The sequence below is a fragment of the Shimia sp. Alg240-R146 genome, from assembly GCF_947331465.1.
Classification (GTDB): Bacteria; Pseudomonadota; Alphaproteobacteria; order Rhodobacterales; family Rhodobacteraceae; genus Shimia.
Genome location: NZ_CAMZOK010000002.1, coordinates 442,963 through 459,608 on the forward strand (window position 1 = coordinate 442,963; position 16,646 = coordinate 459,608).

Below are 16,646 nucleotides of genomic sequence, written 5' to 3' on the forward strand. Positions count from 1 at the left end.
GCGCCGGATGCGGTTTGTCTTGATACTTCTTTGTTTGTCGATTTCATTGCCAGCGGCCGCGCAGGACCGAAGGCCGAGCCATTGTATCGCGCTGGCACAAACGCCCGGTGTGAGTTTTATTCACAAGGCGTCTTATCGCGACAAGGTAGAAAAACACTCTGTCCGGATCAGCTATCTGAGCCATGCGTCTTTTCTGATCCAGAGTGATGACGGGATAAATGTGGTCACCGACTATACCGGTTTTATCGGCGTGACGGATTTGGTGCCTGATGTCGTCACAATGAACCACGCTCATGACACGCATTGGACAACAAGCCCCGATCCAGCGATCCCGCATGTGTTGCGCGGTTGGGGGCCTTACAGGCAAGGGATAGACCACCATTTGGATCTTGGCAGTATGTTGGTTCGCAACGTGTCCACAGATATTCGCAGCTATGGCGGCGTTGAGGAAAAGGGCAATTCGATCTTTGTTTTTGAAGTCGCGGGGCTTTGCATCGGGCACCTTGGGCATCTGCATCATGAGCCAAACGATGCGCAATATGCGGCGCTAGGGCGGCTAGATGTGGTGATGGCGGCGGTGGACGGCGGCATGAGCCTTGATACGGCGACCATGATGCGGGTTCTGAAACGCCTGCGGGCGCAGGTTGTGATCCCGATGCATTGGTTTGAAGACTGGACGTTGACCAGTTTTTTGACCGGTATGTCCGAGGAATATGTGATTGACCGCTCAGAAGGCAACAGCCTTGAGGTGTCACTGAGAACCTTGCCATCTCAGCCGACAATAAAGCTTTTGTATCCTCGCTTTTTGCAAGACCCCTAGACGTTGCAAGGCGAGGCAATTACCCCTGTTGCCATGACATTGAATGCAGCCACCCCCGAGTTTGCCGAGCGCCTTGCTGCGCAGTTGCCCAAGGCGACCCTGAGCCAACCAAGCGACGGATACCTGCAAGAACCGCGTGGGCGGTATTTTGGCCAAGGGGGCCTTTTGGCGCGGCCAAGATCGACAGAAGACGTAGCGACCATCATTGCGGCCTGTAACGCGGCGCGTGTGGCCGTGGTGCCCTATGGCGGCGGTACGGGCCTTGTCGGGGCGCAGGTGATGCCTGACGGTCCGACACCGGTGATCCTGTCGCTTGAGCGCATGAGAGACGTACGTGCGGTCCATCCACTGGAGAATGTGATCGTTGCCGACGCAGGGTGTGTGCTCGCGGATGTGCAAACGGCAGCGCAGACCGCGGAGCGGTTGTTTCCTTTGTCTTTGGGGGCAGAAGGGACAGCACGAATTGGCGGCAACTTGTCGACCAACGCCGGCGGCGTGAACGTGCTGCGCTACGGCAATGCGCGCGACCTGTGTCTGGGGCTGGAGGCAGTCCTGCCCAATGGAGAGATCTGGAATGGCCTGACGCGTCTGCGCAAGGACAATACGGGTTATGATCTGCGCAACTTGATGATCGGGGCCGAAGGTACGCTGGGGGTGATTACCGGGGCGGCGTTGAAGCTGTTCCCGCGACCACAGTCTGTGGCGACAGCGGTGATGGTGGTTGGCTCCCCGCAAGCGGCGTTGGAACTGTTGGCAATGGCGCGCGATGTGGCTGGCGAAAGTGTCAGCGCGTTTGAGTTGCTGCACGGGCAGGGCATGCGGTTTGTGCGCGACACGCTGCCGGATGTGCGACTGCCCTTTGAGGCGATCCCAGAGTGGTCAGTGTTGATCGAAGTGGGTATGAGCCGGGGGGCAGATGCGGCGCTAGAGGCGCTGTTTGGCGCGGCTTTGGAGGCCGACCTGGTCAAAGACGGTGTGATCGCTCAGAGCGAAGCACAACGGAGAGCACTGTGGAGTCTGCGCGAACACATTCCTATCGCAAACAAAGCGATTGGGTCTGTGGCGAGCCACGATATTTCGCTGCCTTTGAGCGAGCTTCCTGAATTCATCTCTCGGGCGGGGAAGCAGGTCGCAGCCATGGGGCCTTATCGCATCAATTGTTTCGGACACCTTGGGGACGGCAACCTACACTACAACGTGTTTCCGCCTACAGGTGAAAGCCGTGATGCTTACAACGACCGCCGGCACGCTGTAAGCGCCGCCATCTACGATTTGGTGCATGCATTCGGCGGGTCTTTCAGCGCCGAGCACGGCGTGGGGCGCATGAAGGTTGCGACGCTTAGGGCTTATGGTGATCCAACCCGATTGGCCGCCATGCGCGCGATCAAGGCCGCGCTGGATCCAAATGGCATTATGAATCCGGGTGTTATCCTATGATCGGTTGCGGCTTCTTTCTGACCAAAATACCCCGGGGGTGAATTGGCCATAGGCGAAGAGGGGGCTGGCCCCCGTCTTTACAGGCCGTCGAACTCACACAGAACATGCACATCCATGCCCATGTCTTCGAGTTTCTTGCGGCCGCCTAACTCTGGCAGATCAATAATGAAGGAACAGGAGATGATCTCTCCACCAAGGCGTTCGATCAGCTTGATCCCTGCCTCTGCCGTGCCTCCTGTGGCCAAAAGGTCATCCACAACAAGCACTTGTTCGCCTGGCTGAATCGCGTCGTCGTGTAACTCAACGATCGCTTCACCATATTCGAGTTTGTACTCTTGGCTGATGGTCGTGCCGGGCAGCTTGCCTTTCTTGCGGATTGGCACAAAGCCAACCGAAAGCTGGTGCGCTATTGCGCCACCGAGAATGAAGCCGCGCGCCTCGAGACCAACAACTTTGTCGATCCGCGTGCCAGCGTAGGGATGCAGCATCTGGTCGATCGCCATCCGAAACCCACGCGGGTTGGCGAACAACGTGGTCACGTCGCGAAACATGATCCCTTCGTGCGGAAAGTCCACGATGGTGCGGATGTAATCTTTGACGTTGGCGCTTTGGGGCATGGCTGTTTCCCGTAGAAAAGTTTACGGGGCAGCTTTGACAAATGCGGGGCGTACGCGCAAGGGGCTGTAGATAGAGGTGACGGTAATTACTGGCTGCGAAAGCGGCGCAGGCGGTACATGGTTTGTGTCAACCAGTTTGCGTGTGGTTTGTGCCAGTCCATTCGGTCGCGAACGAGCAGAGATTTGGCCGTGTGTAAGTTCATTTTGAAAGTCCTCTTTTAAACTGCTACCGTTTACTTATGCTTTGCTTTGTATATCCAGTGTATATACAAAGGTCCAGAAAATCTAACAAAAGCGCAGGATGATCGACTGTTGGGAAAGAATGACGAGGTCGCCACGAACAAGGTGAAGGCTGACTCCAAACAAAAAGTTAAGGATAAGGCCAAGCGTAAATCCAAGAAGGACAGCCAGTTGGTGCTGCGTCTGGATAAGGAAGAACGCGATGCTTTTGTTGACCTCTGCAAGGATCTAGACACCAGCGCCGCGCGGGAGATCCGCGCCTTTATTCGCGGCTTCATGAAGACACACGCGGAAGACTGATCCTGCGTTTGCTTTCTGCCTCAGATCGCGCGCCGCAGCGTCGCTGTCAGAACGCCCATTCCGATCAATGTGGCCCCGCCGACACGTGTCAGCCAGCGCATGACCTCGGGGCGTGAAATCCGCGTCCGCAGCCGATCCGCAAGCAACGCATAGGCAAAGGCATTCAGTGCTGCCAAGGCTACGAAGGTACTGATAAGGATCGAAAATTGTGGCAACAGAGGCTGTGTCGGCTGGATAAACTGTGGCACGAAGGCGATGAAAAACCCGATGCTTTTGGGGTTCAGGGCCGTCACGGCGGCAGCATGGGTAAAGACCCCGCGCGCGGGCATGGATCCGGCAGTCGCGAGATCCCCCAATGCGGCCTGATTGGCACTTCGCAACATCTTGATCCCGAGCCAGATGAGATAGATTGCACCCACCCATTTGAGCACCGTGAAGGCCGTGGCAGAGGCCAGCACAATAGCACCCAGCCCTAGCAGGGACGCGGTCATGGCGATCAGATCCCCGAGCGCAACACCGGCGGCCGTGGCCACAGCCACCTTGCGGCCTTGGGTGAGGGCGTAGCTGAGAACCAACAAGATAGTTGGACCAGGGATCAGCAAGAGCGCGGTGGAGGCGGCAACGAAGGTCAGCCAGAGATCTAAGGACATAAGAAGGAAGCCTGAATTGAATGTGCAGGACCTACCAAGCCTCAGCTTTGGCGCAACGTCCAGCCCTTAGGCAGTTAAGGCACGACCTGCGACTGCGTCGAGCTTGTTCACCATGGCTGGATCACGCATGTCCGGTGCGGTCAGGATTGCGAATTCCAGCGCGCGGTCGCAGCCGTGATCGCAGGGCGCGCGGTCTGCACCCAGAAGGTCAGGAAGGCGGCGTACCATGTCACGGGCCTTGTCGGCATTGCCCATCAAAATCGCAATGATTTCAGACACATCTACTTCGCCGTGATCGGGGTGCCAGCTGTCATAGTCCGTCACCATCGCCACTGAGGCATAGCAAAGTTCGGCTTCGCGTGCCAATTTGGCCTCGGGCATGTTGGTCATGCCGATCACATCCGCCCCCCAGCTTTCGCGATACATTTTGCTTTCTGCCAATGTGGAAAATTGCGGCCCTTCCATTGCCAGATAAGTGCCGCCGTTGTGCACGGTGATACCCGCGTCGGTGGCAGCAGTAAAACAGGCCGCTGAAAGGCGCGGGCAGGTTGGGTGTGCCACCGAAACATGGGCCACGAGACCGGGGCCGAAGAAAGATTTTTCACGCGCAAAAGTGCGGTCAATGAATTGATCTACAACAACAAAATCACCTGGCGACATCTCTTCGCGGAACGATCCAGTGGCCGACACAGAGATCACATCGGTCACGCCAAGGCGTTTCAGCGCGTCGATGTTGGCGCGGTAGGGAACCGACGATGGTGTGTGCACATGGCCGCGTCCGTGACGAGGCAAAAAGGCCATTTTCACACCGCCCAATCGGCCTGTGAGGATCTCGTCAGAGGGTGTGCCAAAGGGGCTGTCGACGGCTTGCCATTTGGCGTCCTCTAGCCCGTCGATGTCATAGATGCCGGAGCCGCCGATCACGGCGATCATGGTCTCTGTTTGCGCGTCAGTCATTGCGGGACTCCCTGTCTTTTTGTTGCCAGAGTCTTGGCGGGCGCGGCGGGGAAAAGCAACCGAAAGGCACGTCGGTATCGCGTCGGTAACGCGACTGTATCGCGACGGTGTGAAAATCGGGCGATTTTAGCGGCAAATACCGCGGGTTTCGGCCTTGTCCCACGGCAGGGTGACCTCGTCGGGCTGTGGCAGATCGTGCGTTGGGAACACTTCGCCGACCAGTTCGGCAAGCCGCCTTGTGCGCGGCGCATCCGGATCGAGCAGCGAGCAGCACAGATATTCTTCGACAACGCTGGCTTGCTGCTCATAGCCGTAGTCGAGGAAGGTGGCGTCTTTGGTGACCTCAAACAGATAGGGATCGTCGGTGATCTGATGCTCCTCGGCGGCCTTCCAGGGGGAGTAGCCGGTCAGGTCGCGGTTCTGCCATTGCCAGACGTGCACCATTTCGTGGGCGAAATACATCGCGGCATTGAGGTGAATTTTCTCGGGATAGCGCGGCATGTAGTTTGGCACCGACCAGTCTTTGGACGTGTAAAGATGGTTCCAGAGCACGACACCAGCGGGTGAGGTGGTCACCGGGCCGGGCTTGGATGGCGGGAAAATACGCTCGCGGCAGGCCAGACGGGGGCGGGCTTGGCGGGTGAAGGTGGCGACGCCCAAGGGGGCATTTTTGGTGATGCGCACGGTTTCTGCGTCAAACGTGTCGCCTGCGAGATCGGCCATGAAGGCGCGCTCGGTCTCGGTCAGGGGTCTGCCACAAGAGATAAGCAGAAGGCAAAGAAGGAGAAGGGATGCGCGCATAGGCGGAGCGTAGCATCGCGGTTGCGTGGGGCAAGCGGCAATGGCGCGGCGGCGGTGGTTATTTCGGCGTGGTGATCAGGCGGCCACCGTTTATGCATTCTCCGAAGTGAAAGTCGTAAAAGCGCTTGTCAATTTTGGCACCCGCGGCGGAGCCGACGGTGCCGCCGATCATGCCAAGCGCCTCTGCCTGTTTGCGGTCACCGGTGGCGACATAGCCGGTTTGCTTGCCAAAGGTGTTGCCGGTCTGCGCGCCTTGGATGCGGCCGCCGGTTGAGGCGGCGGCGCGGGCGTATTGGTCGCAGAAAAGCTGTGTGCGCTCTTGGTTTTGCGGCCATTGGCGGGGTGTGGGCGCTTGGCGCGGTTTGTTGAGCGGCACGGAGAGGTGGTTGTTTTGATGGCGCGCGGAGTCCTTGCGGGCTTGGGCGAGGGTGTCCGTTGCGGGGAGCAGGAGGACGAGGAGGAGGGCGAGGCGCATGGGGGGGAAGGTAGGCGCGTGGGGACAGCAAGTACAGGGTTACTCGTGTGTTTCCGACAAGACTTTGCCTGTGGATTTGGCAATCACGTACACCGAATCGTTGCCGATGCGGACGCCGTCCGGCGAGTTGCGCTGGTGGATTGTGAAACTGGCGCGGTAGGTTTTGCCGCAATCCTCAACGCTGAGGTCGCGGGATTGGAGCTCGGTTTCCATGGTGTTGACGTAACCGTCGGAGTGCTCGTATTCGATGAGCGGGCGCAGGGCGGTAATTACTGTTGCGCGTGTGGCGGGGTCGTCGGTGAGAACGCAGGTTTCCGGCGTTTGGGTGCAGGCAGCGAGCAGGGCTAGAGCGGGAGCGAGGGCGTAGATTTTCATACTGGAGTTGTGAAGTGTATTTGAGTGGCTGGCAACCAATGCGTGATGCTTTGCATCACGCACGCGCCCGATCCGCCCCACGGGCGGGCGCGTTCGCTTCCGCCCTCGGATCGGGCGTTTGTTCTAGTTACTTCTGAAGTTTCTTAAGCTTTTGCGTGGTCATCTTATAGTTTCGAAACGACGCCCTAACAGTCTTAATGTCCACTCCTTCATAAGAACCAAGTGCTTTTCTGAATTGTTTCGAAGTTAGGTTCGATCGTGGTCCGATCAACACTTCTTTCAATTCCAGCTTGTGGTCGAAAGGGGTGAAAAAATGTCGTGCCCCTCTCTTTTTTAGAGCGATTTCGTCTTCGCTCAGGTGAACAAATCGTCTCCATTCTACTTCGAATTGCCAATGGATGCTCTTTGTCTCTTGAGCATAGGCAAAGATTTGTTTTTTCCCATGTTCTGTTCCAAGGTCTTCGTAAGGAAACTCCTTAAAGTCAGATTCATAAACCATTTTTGTGAGTTTCTCTGTGACGTCGAAACCCAGGCAAACTCCCGCATAGCTTTCGGCGTAGTGGCCCCACATGCTTGGCACGTCCCATCGTTCCGAAAAAGAAATAAATCCAAATTCTTGGGAGTGAACAGCGATTGCATTTTGCCAGTCTAACCGCATGTCTTTGGCCTTTTTCCCTTGGCCAAAATCAAAGGGCATCATTTCGAAAAGGTCATTTACCTCATTTGGGAAAGAGATCTTGAGGTGCCTTCGCGAGACGACGTCGAGTGCAAAATTCGGCCCTGTGAAATAGTAGAGCCGTTTTTTGAACTTAAACATCCAACTCCTCCACAAACCGCGCGTTTTCCTGTATATACTGGTACCGCTTCTCGGGCTTTTTGCCCATCAGGTCACTGACCAATTCATCGGTTTCACCCGGCTCATCCTCGTCAATCGTCACACGGATCAGCTTGCGCGAGCCGGGGTCCATTGTGGTCTCTTTCAGGTCTTTGGCGTCCATTTCCCCAAGACCCTTAAAGCGGGACACATCGATGCGACCTTTGCCGCCGAGGCCTTTTTCAAGCCACGCGTCTTTCTCGACCTCATCCACGCAATAGACCCGCTTGGCACCTTGGGTCAGGCGGAAGAGCGGCGGGCAGGCCATATAAAGGTGGCCCGCGTCGATCATCGGGCGCATCTGGGTGTAGAAGAAGGTCATCAACAGGGCCGCGATGTGGGCGCCGTCGACATCCGCGTCGGTCATGATGATGATCTTGTCATAGCGCAGGTCATCGACGTTGAATTTGGTGCCAAGCCCAACGCCAAGCGCTTGAGTCAGGTCGTTGATTTCCTGATTGGTGCCAATTTTGGAGCTGGCCGCGCCCAGAACGTTGAGGATTTTACCGCGCAGGGGCAGCAGCGCCTGAGTCTTGCGGTTGCGGGCCATTTTGGCAGAGCCGCCCGCGGAGTCGCCCTCCACGATAAAGAGTTCGGTGCCGTCGCGGTTGGTGGCGGAGCAATCCACCAGCTTGCCCGGTAGGCGGAGTTTCTTGGTCGCGGTCTTGCGGGCGGTCTCTTTTTCCTGACGACGGCGCAGGCGTTCTTCGGCGCGCAGCACAAGGAAGTCGAGGATGGCACCGGCGGATTTGTTGTCAGCCGCAAGCCAGTTGTCAAAGTGATCGCGCACGGAATTTTCCACCATGCGCTGCGCATCAACCGTGGCGAGGCGGTCTTTGGTCTGGCCGACAAATTCGGGCTCGCGGATGAAGCACGAAACCAGCGCGCCGGCGCCTGTGGTCAGGTCCTCGCGGGTGATGGTGGCGGCTTTCTTGTTGTTGACCAGCTCACCATAAGCCTTGATGCCCTTGAGGATCGCGGCCCAGAAACCGGCCTCATGCGTGCCGCCCTCGGGGGTGGGAACGGTGTTGCAGTAGGACTGAATGAAGCCGTCACGCGAGGGGGTCCAGTTGATCGCCCACTCGACTTTACCCGGTGCTTTGAATTTCTCAAACGACACGGTGCCGCAGAACGGGTTGTCGGCATAGGTGGTCGCGCCGGACAGGGTTTCGTTAAGATAATCGGCAAGGCCGCCGGGGAAGTGAAACTTGGCCTCCATCGGGGTGTCGCCATCGGCGATCGCGGTTTTCCAGCGGATTTCAACGCCGGAGAACAGATAGGCCTTGGAACGTGCCATCTTGAAAAGGCGCGCGGGTTTGAGTTTCAGAGAGCCGAAGATCTCGGCGTCCGGATGGAAGGTCACCGCTGTGCCGCGCCGGTTGGGGGCGGTGCCGATTTTCTCAAGTTTGCCTTGCGGCACGCCGCGGGAAAACTCCATCGCGAAGAGTTCCTTGTTGCGGGCCACTTCGACACGCAGGTGGTCTGACAGCGCATTCACAACCGAGGAGCCAACGCCGTGCAGACCGCCCGAGGTTTCATAGCTGTCGCCGGAAAACTTGCCGCCCGCGTTGAGCGTGCAAAAGATGATCTCAAGCGCGGATTTTTGCGGGTCTTTGGGGTGCGGGTCGGTGGGAATACCACGTCCGTTGTCGCGCACGGACACGTGGCCGTTTTCGTGCAGCTCGATTTCGATCCACGTGGCGTGACCTGCCACGGCTTCGTCCATGGAGTTGTCGACAATTTCAGCCACCATATGGTGCAGCGCGCGGTCGTCCTTGCCGCCGATATACATGCCCGGGCGCAGGCGCACGTGCTCCATGTCTTCGAGAACTTGAATAGAGGAGGCGTCGTACTCTTTGGTTTTGGTGTCGGCCAAAAGGTCGTTGGACATGCTGTGGCTGCTCTTATTGGTGTTGTTTGGCGCACATTATGGCAGGGGACGGCGAGGGGGGGAAGTGCGAAGCGCGACCAATACGCGGGAAAGAGCAGCCAGAGAGATTGTGGACCAGGCTTAGGCCCAGTTGATCGCCAGATCTTCGCGGAAGGCAAAGCGCAGCAGGTGTTTGTCGACCACGTCCTGCATTTTGGCAAGATTGGCGGCGTCGGGCACGGAAATCGTCATGGTGAGACTGCTTTCGCTGGCTTGCATTGACAGCGTTCCGCGGTTTTCGGGGAAGACGACAGTGCCGGCCTGAGGCGAAAACTCGGTTTCGCATTTGTGCGACCAGTGTTTGCAGAGTTGCTGCAAATAGCGGCTGGCGTTTTCAGTGGCGGCGGTTGCGGTGTTTTGAGTGGTCATACGGGCTCCATTGATGTGAGGATCAGGGCGCGCGTGGCTGCAAATATGGCTGGCGTCGCTCTCACTATATGTGTGTCAGAACGGGAATTGCCAGAGGCAGGGCTGCGCGCCCAAGCTGCACAGGGTGTGCAGGGGCGCGCAAAGGATGGACGCGAAATGATGCGCGTGGCCAGACCTGTTGGGAGGCCGGGTCGCGGCCTTTGCATCATAGCTTACTACATGGAGAGGTAGTCGTCCGCCAAAGTGTCGCGATATTTGTCGACCCACTTTGTGTTGATTTTGGCAATCGTGCCGTCTGCTTCGAGTTCGGAGAAGCATCGGTCAAACTTGGCTGCAATCTCAGCGTCACGGAAGTTCATCGCATAGTTGGAGGGCTCAAAAATCGCTCGGAACTGAACGGGTTGGTTGGCATCCACACCGCTTGTCGCACCGGCGTCGCGTAGGTTGGTCATGTAGGCCGCAAAGAGCATGCCGTCCCCAAGGATACCGTCGACGCGCTTGCCCAAAAGCAATTTGCTCTGGGTTTCCTGATCCGCCATCTCGCGATAGGAGGCAAAGGAGTCCACGGTTTCCGAAAGGCCGGGCAAAATGCCGGATGCGCCTTCGAAGGCGGCAATTTTCATACCATTTAGGTCAGCAAGCGAGGCAATGTTATGCCCCGAATCCGCCAGAAAGGACACGCCGTTTTGGTAAGACACATAGGTTTTGCTTTGTGTGCCGGCCATCGGCATTCCTGTGGGAACCGTCATCACTGCGTCGCCCTCGCCACTGTCAAATGAAGCCCAGTGGCGGGTGAACGGCTGCAACTCAAAACTGACGTCGTAGCCGCAGTGTTGCATGACGCTGCTAACAACTTCTGCCTCGCGGCCCGTGCCATCGGAATTGACCATCGGTGGCAGATCAGCCGCCATGATTTTCAGGGTCTCAGCATGTGCGGTGCCGATCGGAAGGGCCAATGCCGCGGCTGTCATAGTGACTGTAAAAAACTTCATATAAGGGTTCCTCTTTTGAATGATGGAGAAACCTAGGGCGCAACTTGTTAATAGATGTTTAGCCGCGGGACATCGGGCGATCTAATTTGGTCGAAAGGGCAAAATTTGCTTTGAAGGAAGCGTTCAAAGAAAGGAAAAACACCCCGAACCGTCGGGGTGTTTTTAGTGCGGTTTCAAGCAACCCGTTGTGGAGGTTGGATTATTCGCCTTTTTTCAAGGTCTCAAATTTCAGACCAACCGCGGTGCGGGCCGGGAAGCCTGCCCAATAGGTGTGGTCGTCTTTGAGAGTGCCGTTGTCTTCGGCTGAGAAGACGCCGTCGTTGGAGGACGGAACAAGATCCAGGTAGGCGGCTTTGTCCGCGTCAGCCTTGAGGTGAATATCCAAAAACGCGGTTGAGAAGTGCTGCGTGATGTTGTTCATCCGCGTGTTGTCCCAAACCGCATCGGCATAGTGTTCAAACGCCGGGAAGCCGAGGGCCTCGGAAATTGCCCAACCTTCTTCGGGAGAGGCCATGGGGGCTGCGGCGTTGTGGTTGGCGTTTTCAAACGTCAGCAAGTGACGGTCAGTGCCCGTTGAGTTGATGAAGATCTGGCGGATCGCGTCATAGACGGACACGTCGTCGACAGAGCCCGCCATCAACATTGTGGGTTTGCGCAAACCGGCAAGGCCAGCGTCGTCCCACAGGCCATAGTTGCGGCCCCATGGACCGATGACAATCATCGCTTTGACGCGTTCATCCACCAATGCTTCGTGGGTGTCGGTGCCTGCCACGTTGTGGATCAGAGCGCCTTTTGGCGGGGCGAAGGGCGAGGCTTCGACGCCAGCGACAAGACCGGCACCGCCGAAGATCAGCGCGCCGTAGCCACCCATTGAATAACCTATGACGCCTGTGGTGGAGGCGTCGGTGATGGCGCCAATAGGGCCATCAAGAGCCGCCATGCTGTCGATCACGAATTTCTGGTCGATCGGACGGTTCAGAAGCGTGGAGCCAAAAGCCGCCTGATCGGAGTAGGTGCTGTCGGTGTGGTCAATCGAGGCCACAACGTAGCCCTTGGAGGCGAGATTTTCGCCCAGATGGCTCAGCAAAAAGCGGTTGCCGGGATAGCCGTGGGAGATCACTACCAGCGGGAAAGTCTCACCAGATGCAGGGTCTGCGTCACGCGCGGCCTGGCCGTGCAGGGTGACCTGAACGGAGGGGTCACGCAACGGCGCGGTATAGGTGCCTCCAGGTGTGGTGCCGTCAGCCGCAGGATACCAGATTTCGACTGTCAGATCGCGGGTGTAGGTCGCCAGTGCGTCCGCGGTCGATTTCAGCACGTCGATCTGGTCGGGGTTGGAAAAGGTGCGGGTGGTTACACCCACAACGTGGTCGCCGTGCGCTGCCAGTTCTGGCGCGTCGGGGCGAATTTGGTCGATCCGGTTTTCAGCCAGAACGGGTGTTGCCATTGTCAGAGACACAAGCGCAGCTCTCATCATTCTTGTCATCAGAAGTCCTCCTGTTGCATGGCGCAAAGTAAAAGCGAAAAAAATCGAAAAAGCACCTTTGCGATGCGAAAGTGACGCAGGGTTCGAAATCTGGCAAGCTGAGGAATGTAACAAATTGGTAACGGGGTTTGCGCTGTGTCAAGGCGGCGTCGTGCGAAAGCAGGTAGCCCTTGAGAAAATCGCGGATCAAAGGAGACATGAATGGCCAATTCTGAGGACACGCAGAAGGAAAACGGTGGGTTGCATTCAGGACCAAACGCGCCGCCGCTCACGCCGCCTGCGCGCGCCAAGAAACCCTCCAAGGAAGCTATTCGCGCGGCTTTTGAACGGGGTGAGTATCCGTATAACGTGAAACTATCCCGCCGGGTTTACGAGCGCCAGAAAGCGCAAATTCAAGCTGAGCTTTTGAAAGTGCAGCTGTGGGCGCAGGAAACCGGTCAGAAATTTGTGATGCTGTTTGAAGGCCGCGACGCGGCCGGCAAGGGCGGCACGATCAAGCGGTTTACCGAACATCTGAACCCACGTGCGGCACGTGTTGTGGCGCTGAACAAACCCTCTGAGTCAGAGCGGGGCCAGTGGTATTTCCAACGCTACGTGCAGCATTTGCCTACCGAGGGCGAAATGGTGCTGTATGACCGTAGCTGGTATAACCGCGCGGGAGTGGAACGGGTCATGGGGTTCTGTGAACCTGCGGAATATCTGGAATTCATGCGCCAGACGCCGGATTTTGAACGCATGTTGGTGCGCTCTGGCGTGCGGCTGTACAAATACTGGTTCTCGGTCACCCAAGAAGAACAGAAACGCCGCTTTGAGAGCCGGGCCAATGATCCGCTGAAACAGTGGAAGCTGAGCCCGATCGACAAGGCGTCGTTGAGCAAGTGGGACGACTATACCGAGGCCAAGGAGGCGATGTTCTTTTATACAGACACCGCAGATGCGCCTTGGACGGTGATCAAATCCGACGACAAAAAGCGTGCGCGTCTGAATTGCATGCTGCACTTTCTGGATTCGCTGGATTATCCGGGCAAAGATGTGAAGACCATCAAAGCGCCCGATCCGCTGATTGTGAATGAGGCGAGCCATGTGATCCACAAGTCAGAGCACATTTTGGGCACCGCGCTGCATCCGGAAGCCCGCAAAGGCTGATTGGCCAATTGGACAGTGAAATGACCCGTCGCCCCGTTTTGGGGCGGCGGGTTTTTCTTTTGCTGAGAGGGGCGAGCGCGAGGTGCCGTTTGCGGGCATCAGAAGATGTCTCGCAAGGCCTCCTGCAACGGATTAAGCTTTTCAAAGGCCGTCAATGTTGCGCTGTGCAGTCCGTGTTTGGCCACATCCGCGTCGGACAGATCAAACCATACCGTCATGGACTTGCGGCGCAGCAGGTCGCCTTGTGGGTGGTCCTTGTCATAAGGTGCGGGCACACGTTTTAGGTCCGGTTCATCCAGACGAGCCCCTTTGCTTTGGAGGTCCGAGATGATCGCGGCGAGGGTGTCGCCTTTGGGACCATCAACGACCTCGCGCCAGTCTATCAGGCCGTCTTTGTCAAATCCCATGACGCCACCGCCGACCGAAAGGTAATCGCGGGCAATGCCAAGAAACCAACCCACCGGAGGGGTGGACCAGAGCATGTGCAGATGCAGGTGATAAGGGGTTTTGTCTTTGGAAAAGCGCACGTCGCGGTGGGGGCGAAAGAGTTTTTGCGTGGGCGTCGCACCATAGGCGCGCTGCAAATCGGCGCTGATGGTGTCGAGCAAGACCAGCGCAGGCGCGCGCAGGTCCGCTTCGTAGCGTGGCTTGTGGGCAAGAAAGAAGTCGCGGGTGTTGTCTTGGGCCAGCTCATTAAAAAATGCACGGGCGTCGGGCAGCAGGCGGGAAAATTCTGAGGGCATGGAAATACCTCGATTGAGGGTGTGAAAAAGACGTGCTTTGGATATGGTGGCAAAACCAAGAAGATCATTCAACTTTGATGGGCCTATTGTGGCCCTCCCTCAACAGACATAAGGCTGGGTTATGGACACAGTCATGAGCACATCGGGACACGCGCGTGCGTTGCTGCGCATTGGCCTGCCATTGATCGGCGGGCATATCGCGCAATTTGGCATCGGGTTGACCGACACCATCATGCTGGGCTGGTATTCCGTCGAAGCGCTGGCCTCGGTGGTGATTGGCAGCACGTTTTTCTTTGTGATCTTTATTCTCGGCTCGGGCTTTGCCATCGCGGTGATGCCGCTGGTGGCGCAAGCGGATGCGGAGGGCGATCAGGTCCTTTTGCGGCGGGTGACGCGTATGGGGTTGTGGCTGTCGGTGATCTTTGGGGTCGTGGCGCTGCCGCTGTTTTTGATGTCGGGGCCGATTTTGTTGGCGCTTCAGCAAGAAGTCGAAGTGGCCGAACTTGCGCAGGCGTATTTGCGCATTGCGGGACTCGGATTACTTCCCGCTTTGCTGGTGATGGTGTTGAAATCCTATCTGGCGGCGCTGGAGCACACACGCGTGGTGTTTTGGGTCACCGCCGCCGCTGTGCCGGTAAATGCGCTGGTGAATTATGCGCTGATCTTTGGCAATTGGGGCGCGCCTGAGTTGGGCGTCAAAGGGGCGGCTATTGCGTCGATCATTGTGCAGTTTGTGTCGCTGATTGGTGTTGTCACCTATGCTGTACGGGCCTTGCCGGAACACGCGTTGTTTCAGCGCATTTGGCGGCCTGACTGGGAAGTTTTCATGCGTGTCTTCCGCCTCGGGGTGCCGATTGGTCTGACCAACCTCGCCGAGGTTGGTCTGTTTGCGGCGTCATCTGTGATGATGGGGTGGCTGGGCACGGTCCAACTGGCGGCGCATGGCATTGCGCTGCAACTCGCAAGTCTGGCGTTCATGTTGCATCTCGGGCTGTCCAATGCGGCAACCGTACGGGCGGGCAATGCCATGGGACGCAAGGATGCGGACCACATGGCGCGTGGTGCCAAGGTTGCGATTGCGATGTCATTTGGGTTTGCCTGCGCGGCTGTGCTGGCGTTTGTGTTGTTTCCCGAGCAATTGCTGGGCGGGTTTATCGACCCGCAAGAGCCGCAGCGGGAGGTCATTCTGGCAGCCGGCGTGAGCCTTTTGTACGTCGCGGCTTTGTTTCAGTTCGTGGACGGGGCGCAAATCATGGCGCTGGGCCTGTTACGGGGCGTACAGGACACGCGTGGGCCAATGGTGATCGCAGCGATCAGCTATTGGGTGATTGGCGTGCCGTCGGGCTACGTTTTGGGGTTTGTCCTCGGGTTTGGCGGCGAAGGCGTTTGGTTAGGTCTGGTATTGGGCCTGACTGCGGCGGCGGTGATGTTGATGTATCGCTTTTGGGTGACCAATTTGGGCCGGCTGCGGGAAAAATTCGCGTCCTAAAGGAATTGGGCGGCACAGGATCCGGCGTGTGACCATATCTGAACATGTCCTGCGTTTTCAGCAAAACCGGATTGATTGATCTTCGCCAGTCACGCCCTTTGCGTAGCATGGGCAAGGATTATGTGCCAAAGTCATTTGAGAGCTGAAAATTGCCGCGAACTGAAGCAACGTTCCTCGGCTCAGCTAACGATCTCGTTCTGGTTTTTGAACGTCAAAGCCTTTTGACAGAAGTTGATTGTCTTTGGAAATTTCATATGGGGCAAATGCTCGTTCTTTGGCGGAGGAAAAATGTGAAACTGAAAATTCGTGCAAGCATCGTTGGGCTTGCTTCGCTGGGCCTCGTGTTTTTCTGCGGCCCGACTTATGCCTCTGGAACAACGGAAATTAATTACAGATCGGATGGTAAGGCCGTGGCCAAAGCCTGCCTTGGATTTTTGGCAAGCGGACAAGCGACCACTGCGCTTACTAAATCGGGTTTTGAAATCAATCGTAGCACCAAAAAGAGGACCCTCTTTAAGAAGGTGGAGCAGAGCGGGCTTTTACCCACGGCTTTCCTTTTTACAGTTGCCAAAAAATCCGGTGATCAGGATTATCGGAGGTGCGGCTTCCATCTGACCCTTCCAAATCGACTGGCGGTTGAGAGATCATCGCCTGAGTTCAATGAGGTTCTGAACGCGCTGCGCACTGAGTTGAAAACAAACGGCTACAAAAAGAGTATTCGGAAAAATGCTGTTGGGAGGGAAACAGAAATCTGGACCGGCCCACACGGATCTTACAAGTTCCAGATTGTTTCCAGTCTTGGAGCCGTCGGCATGGATGTTGTGCCAGCCAAGTGAGATAGCGCAGATTTGAGACGATCGGACTGCTATGCGTTGGTTGACCGAAGTCTGTTAGATATCAGCTGAGAGGCGGAGCCAAAGTTCATTGAGCGCTTTGAGCTGGCCC

General features: G+C 57.0%; 18 protein-coding genes. 6 read left to right on the plus strand and 12 right to left on the minus strand.

Features of this window, described 5'->3' with window-relative positions; all coding sequences use genetic code 11:
* Window positions 1-7 precede the first annotated feature (7 nt).
* Together PG871_RS11370 and PG871_RS11375 are read left to right on the plus strand one after the other, a co-directional pair.
* Window positions 8-820 (plus strand): MBL fold metallo-hydrolase, encoded by an 813-nt coding sequence (locus PG871_RS11370; protein ID WP_270729428.1) that lies wholly within the window; start codon window positions 8-10, stop codon window positions 818-820.
* Between the two features lie 33 nt (window positions 821-853).
* Window positions 854-2,257 carry an FAD-binding oxidoreductase gene (locus tag PG871_RS11375; RefSeq protein WP_270729430.1) on the plus strand — a complete coding sequence of 468 codons (1,404 nt, stop codon included), beginning with the start codon at window positions 854-856 and terminating at the stop codon, window positions 2,255-2,257.
* A 77-nt stretch (window positions 2,258-2,334) separates the two neighbouring features.
* On the opposite strand, the gene PG871_RS11380 is transcribed toward PG871_RS11375, so the two are convergent.
* On the minus strand, window positions 2,335-2,874 hold the full coding sequence (locus tag PG871_RS11380; protein ID WP_270729432.1) for an adenine phosphoribosyltransferase: 540 nt from the start codon (window positions 2,872-2,874) through the stop codon (window positions 2,335-2,337).
* Between the two features lie 312 nt (window positions 2,875-3,186).
* On the opposite strand from PG871_RS11380, the gene PG871_RS11385 reads away from it, so the two are divergent.
* Window positions 3,187-3,414, plus strand: a complete 228-nt coding sequence (locus tag PG871_RS11385) for a hypothetical protein (protein ID WP_270729434.1) — start codon at window positions 3,187-3,189, stop codon at window positions 3,412-3,414.
* Window positions 3,415-3,434: 20 nt separating this feature from the next.
* Here PG871_RS11385 and PG871_RS11390 read toward each other — a convergent pair whose 3' ends face one another.
* From PG871_RS11390 to PG871_RS11435, 10 genes are all read right to left on the minus strand, one after another.
* Window positions 3,435-4,064 (minus strand): LysE family translocator, encoded by a 630-nt coding sequence (locus PG871_RS11390; RefSeq protein ID WP_270729436.1) that lies wholly within the window; start codon window positions 4,062-4,064, stop codon window positions 3,435-3,437.
* 66 nt (window positions 4,065-4,130) lie between these two features.
* Window positions 4,131-5,021 carry an S-methyl-5'-thioadenosine phosphorylase gene (locus PG871_RS11395; protein ID WP_270729438.1) on the minus strand — a complete coding sequence of 297 codons (891 nt, stop codon included), beginning with the start codon at window positions 5,019-5,021 and terminating at the stop codon, window positions 4,131-4,133.
* Between the two features lie 126 nt (window positions 5,022-5,147).
* Window positions 5,148-5,744 carry a hypothetical protein gene (locus tag PG871_RS11400; RefSeq protein WP_333559670.1) on the minus strand — a complete coding sequence of 199 codons (597 nt, stop codon included), beginning with the start codon at window positions 5,742-5,744 and terminating at the stop codon, window positions 5,148-5,150.
* Between the two features lie 136 nt (window positions 5,745-5,880).
* Window positions 5,881-6,297: a hypothetical protein gene (locus PG871_RS11405; protein ID WP_270729441.1), complete on the minus strand. Its 417-nt coding sequence runs from the start codon at window positions 6,295-6,297 to the stop codon at window positions 5,881-5,883.
* A gap of 39 nt (window positions 6,298-6,336) precedes the next feature.
* The gene (locus PG871_RS11410; protein WP_270729443.1) at window positions 6,337-6,672 is read right to left on the minus strand and encodes a hypothetical protein; all 336 of its coding nucleotides are present in this window, start codon (window positions 6,670-6,672) and stop codon (window positions 6,337-6,339) included.
* Window positions 6,673-6,799: 127 nt separating this feature from the next.
* Window positions 6,800-7,489 (minus strand): DUF2971 domain-containing protein, encoded by a 690-nt coding sequence (locus tag PG871_RS11415; RefSeq protein ID WP_270729445.1) that lies wholly within the window; start codon window positions 7,487-7,489, stop codon window positions 6,800-6,802.
* Window positions 7,482-9,437, minus strand: coding sequence for a DNA topoisomerase IV subunit B (gene parE, locus PG871_RS11420; protein ID WP_270729447.1), 1,956 nt, complete (start codon window positions 9,435-9,437; stop codon window positions 7,482-7,484). Before parE ends, PG871_RS11415 begins: the two co-directional genes overlap by 8 nt.
* Window positions 9,438-9,557: 120 nt before the next feature.
* Window positions 9,558-9,845, minus strand: a complete 288-nt coding sequence (locus PG871_RS11425) for a DUF2218 domain-containing protein (protein ID WP_270729449.1) — start codon at window positions 9,843-9,845, stop codon at window positions 9,558-9,560.
* A gap of 215 nt (window positions 9,846-10,060) precedes the next feature.
* Window positions 10,061-10,837, minus strand: a complete 777-nt coding sequence (locus tag PG871_RS11430) for a substrate-binding periplasmic protein (protein WP_270729451.1) — start codon at window positions 10,835-10,837, stop codon at window positions 10,061-10,063.
* A 199-nt stretch (window positions 10,838-11,036) separates the two neighbouring features.
* Entirely contained in the window at window positions 11,037-12,323 is a 1,287-nt protein-coding gene (locus PG871_RS11435) for an alpha/beta hydrolase family protein (protein ID WP_270729452.1), read from the minus strand.
* 201 nt (window positions 12,324-12,524) lie between these two features.
* Between PG871_RS11435 and ppk2 the strand changes: the two genes are divergently transcribed.
* The gene (gene ppk2, locus PG871_RS11440) at window positions 12,525-13,469 is read left to right on the plus strand and encodes a polyphosphate kinase 2 (protein WP_270729454.1); all 945 of its coding nucleotides are present in this window, start codon (window positions 12,525-12,527) and stop codon (window positions 13,467-13,469) included.
* Between the two features lie 98 nt (window positions 13,470-13,567).
* Here ppk2 and PG871_RS11445 read toward each other — a convergent pair whose 3' ends face one another.
* Window positions 13,568-14,212 carry a TIGR02453 family protein gene (locus PG871_RS11445; protein WP_270729456.1) on the minus strand — a complete coding sequence of 215 codons (645 nt, stop codon included), beginning with the start codon at window positions 14,210-14,212 and terminating at the stop codon, window positions 13,568-13,570.
* 133 nt (window positions 14,213-14,345) lie between these two features.
* Here PG871_RS11445 and PG871_RS11450 point away from each other — a divergent pair, with 133 nt between their 5' ends.
* Together PG871_RS11450 and PG871_RS11455 are read left to right on the plus strand one after the other, a co-directional pair.
* A complete protein-coding gene (locus PG871_RS11450) occupies window positions 14,346-15,701 on the plus strand; it encodes an MATE family efflux transporter (RefSeq protein WP_270729458.1) in 1,356 nt (451 codons plus the stop codon).
* A 149-nt stretch (window positions 15,702-15,850) separates the two neighbouring features.
* Window positions 15,851-16,537 (plus strand): hypothetical protein, encoded by a 687-nt coding sequence (locus PG871_RS11455; protein WP_270729460.1) that lies wholly within the window; start codon window positions 15,851-15,853, stop codon window positions 16,535-16,537.
* The last annotated feature ends 109 nt before the right edge of the window (window positions 16,538-16,646 follow it).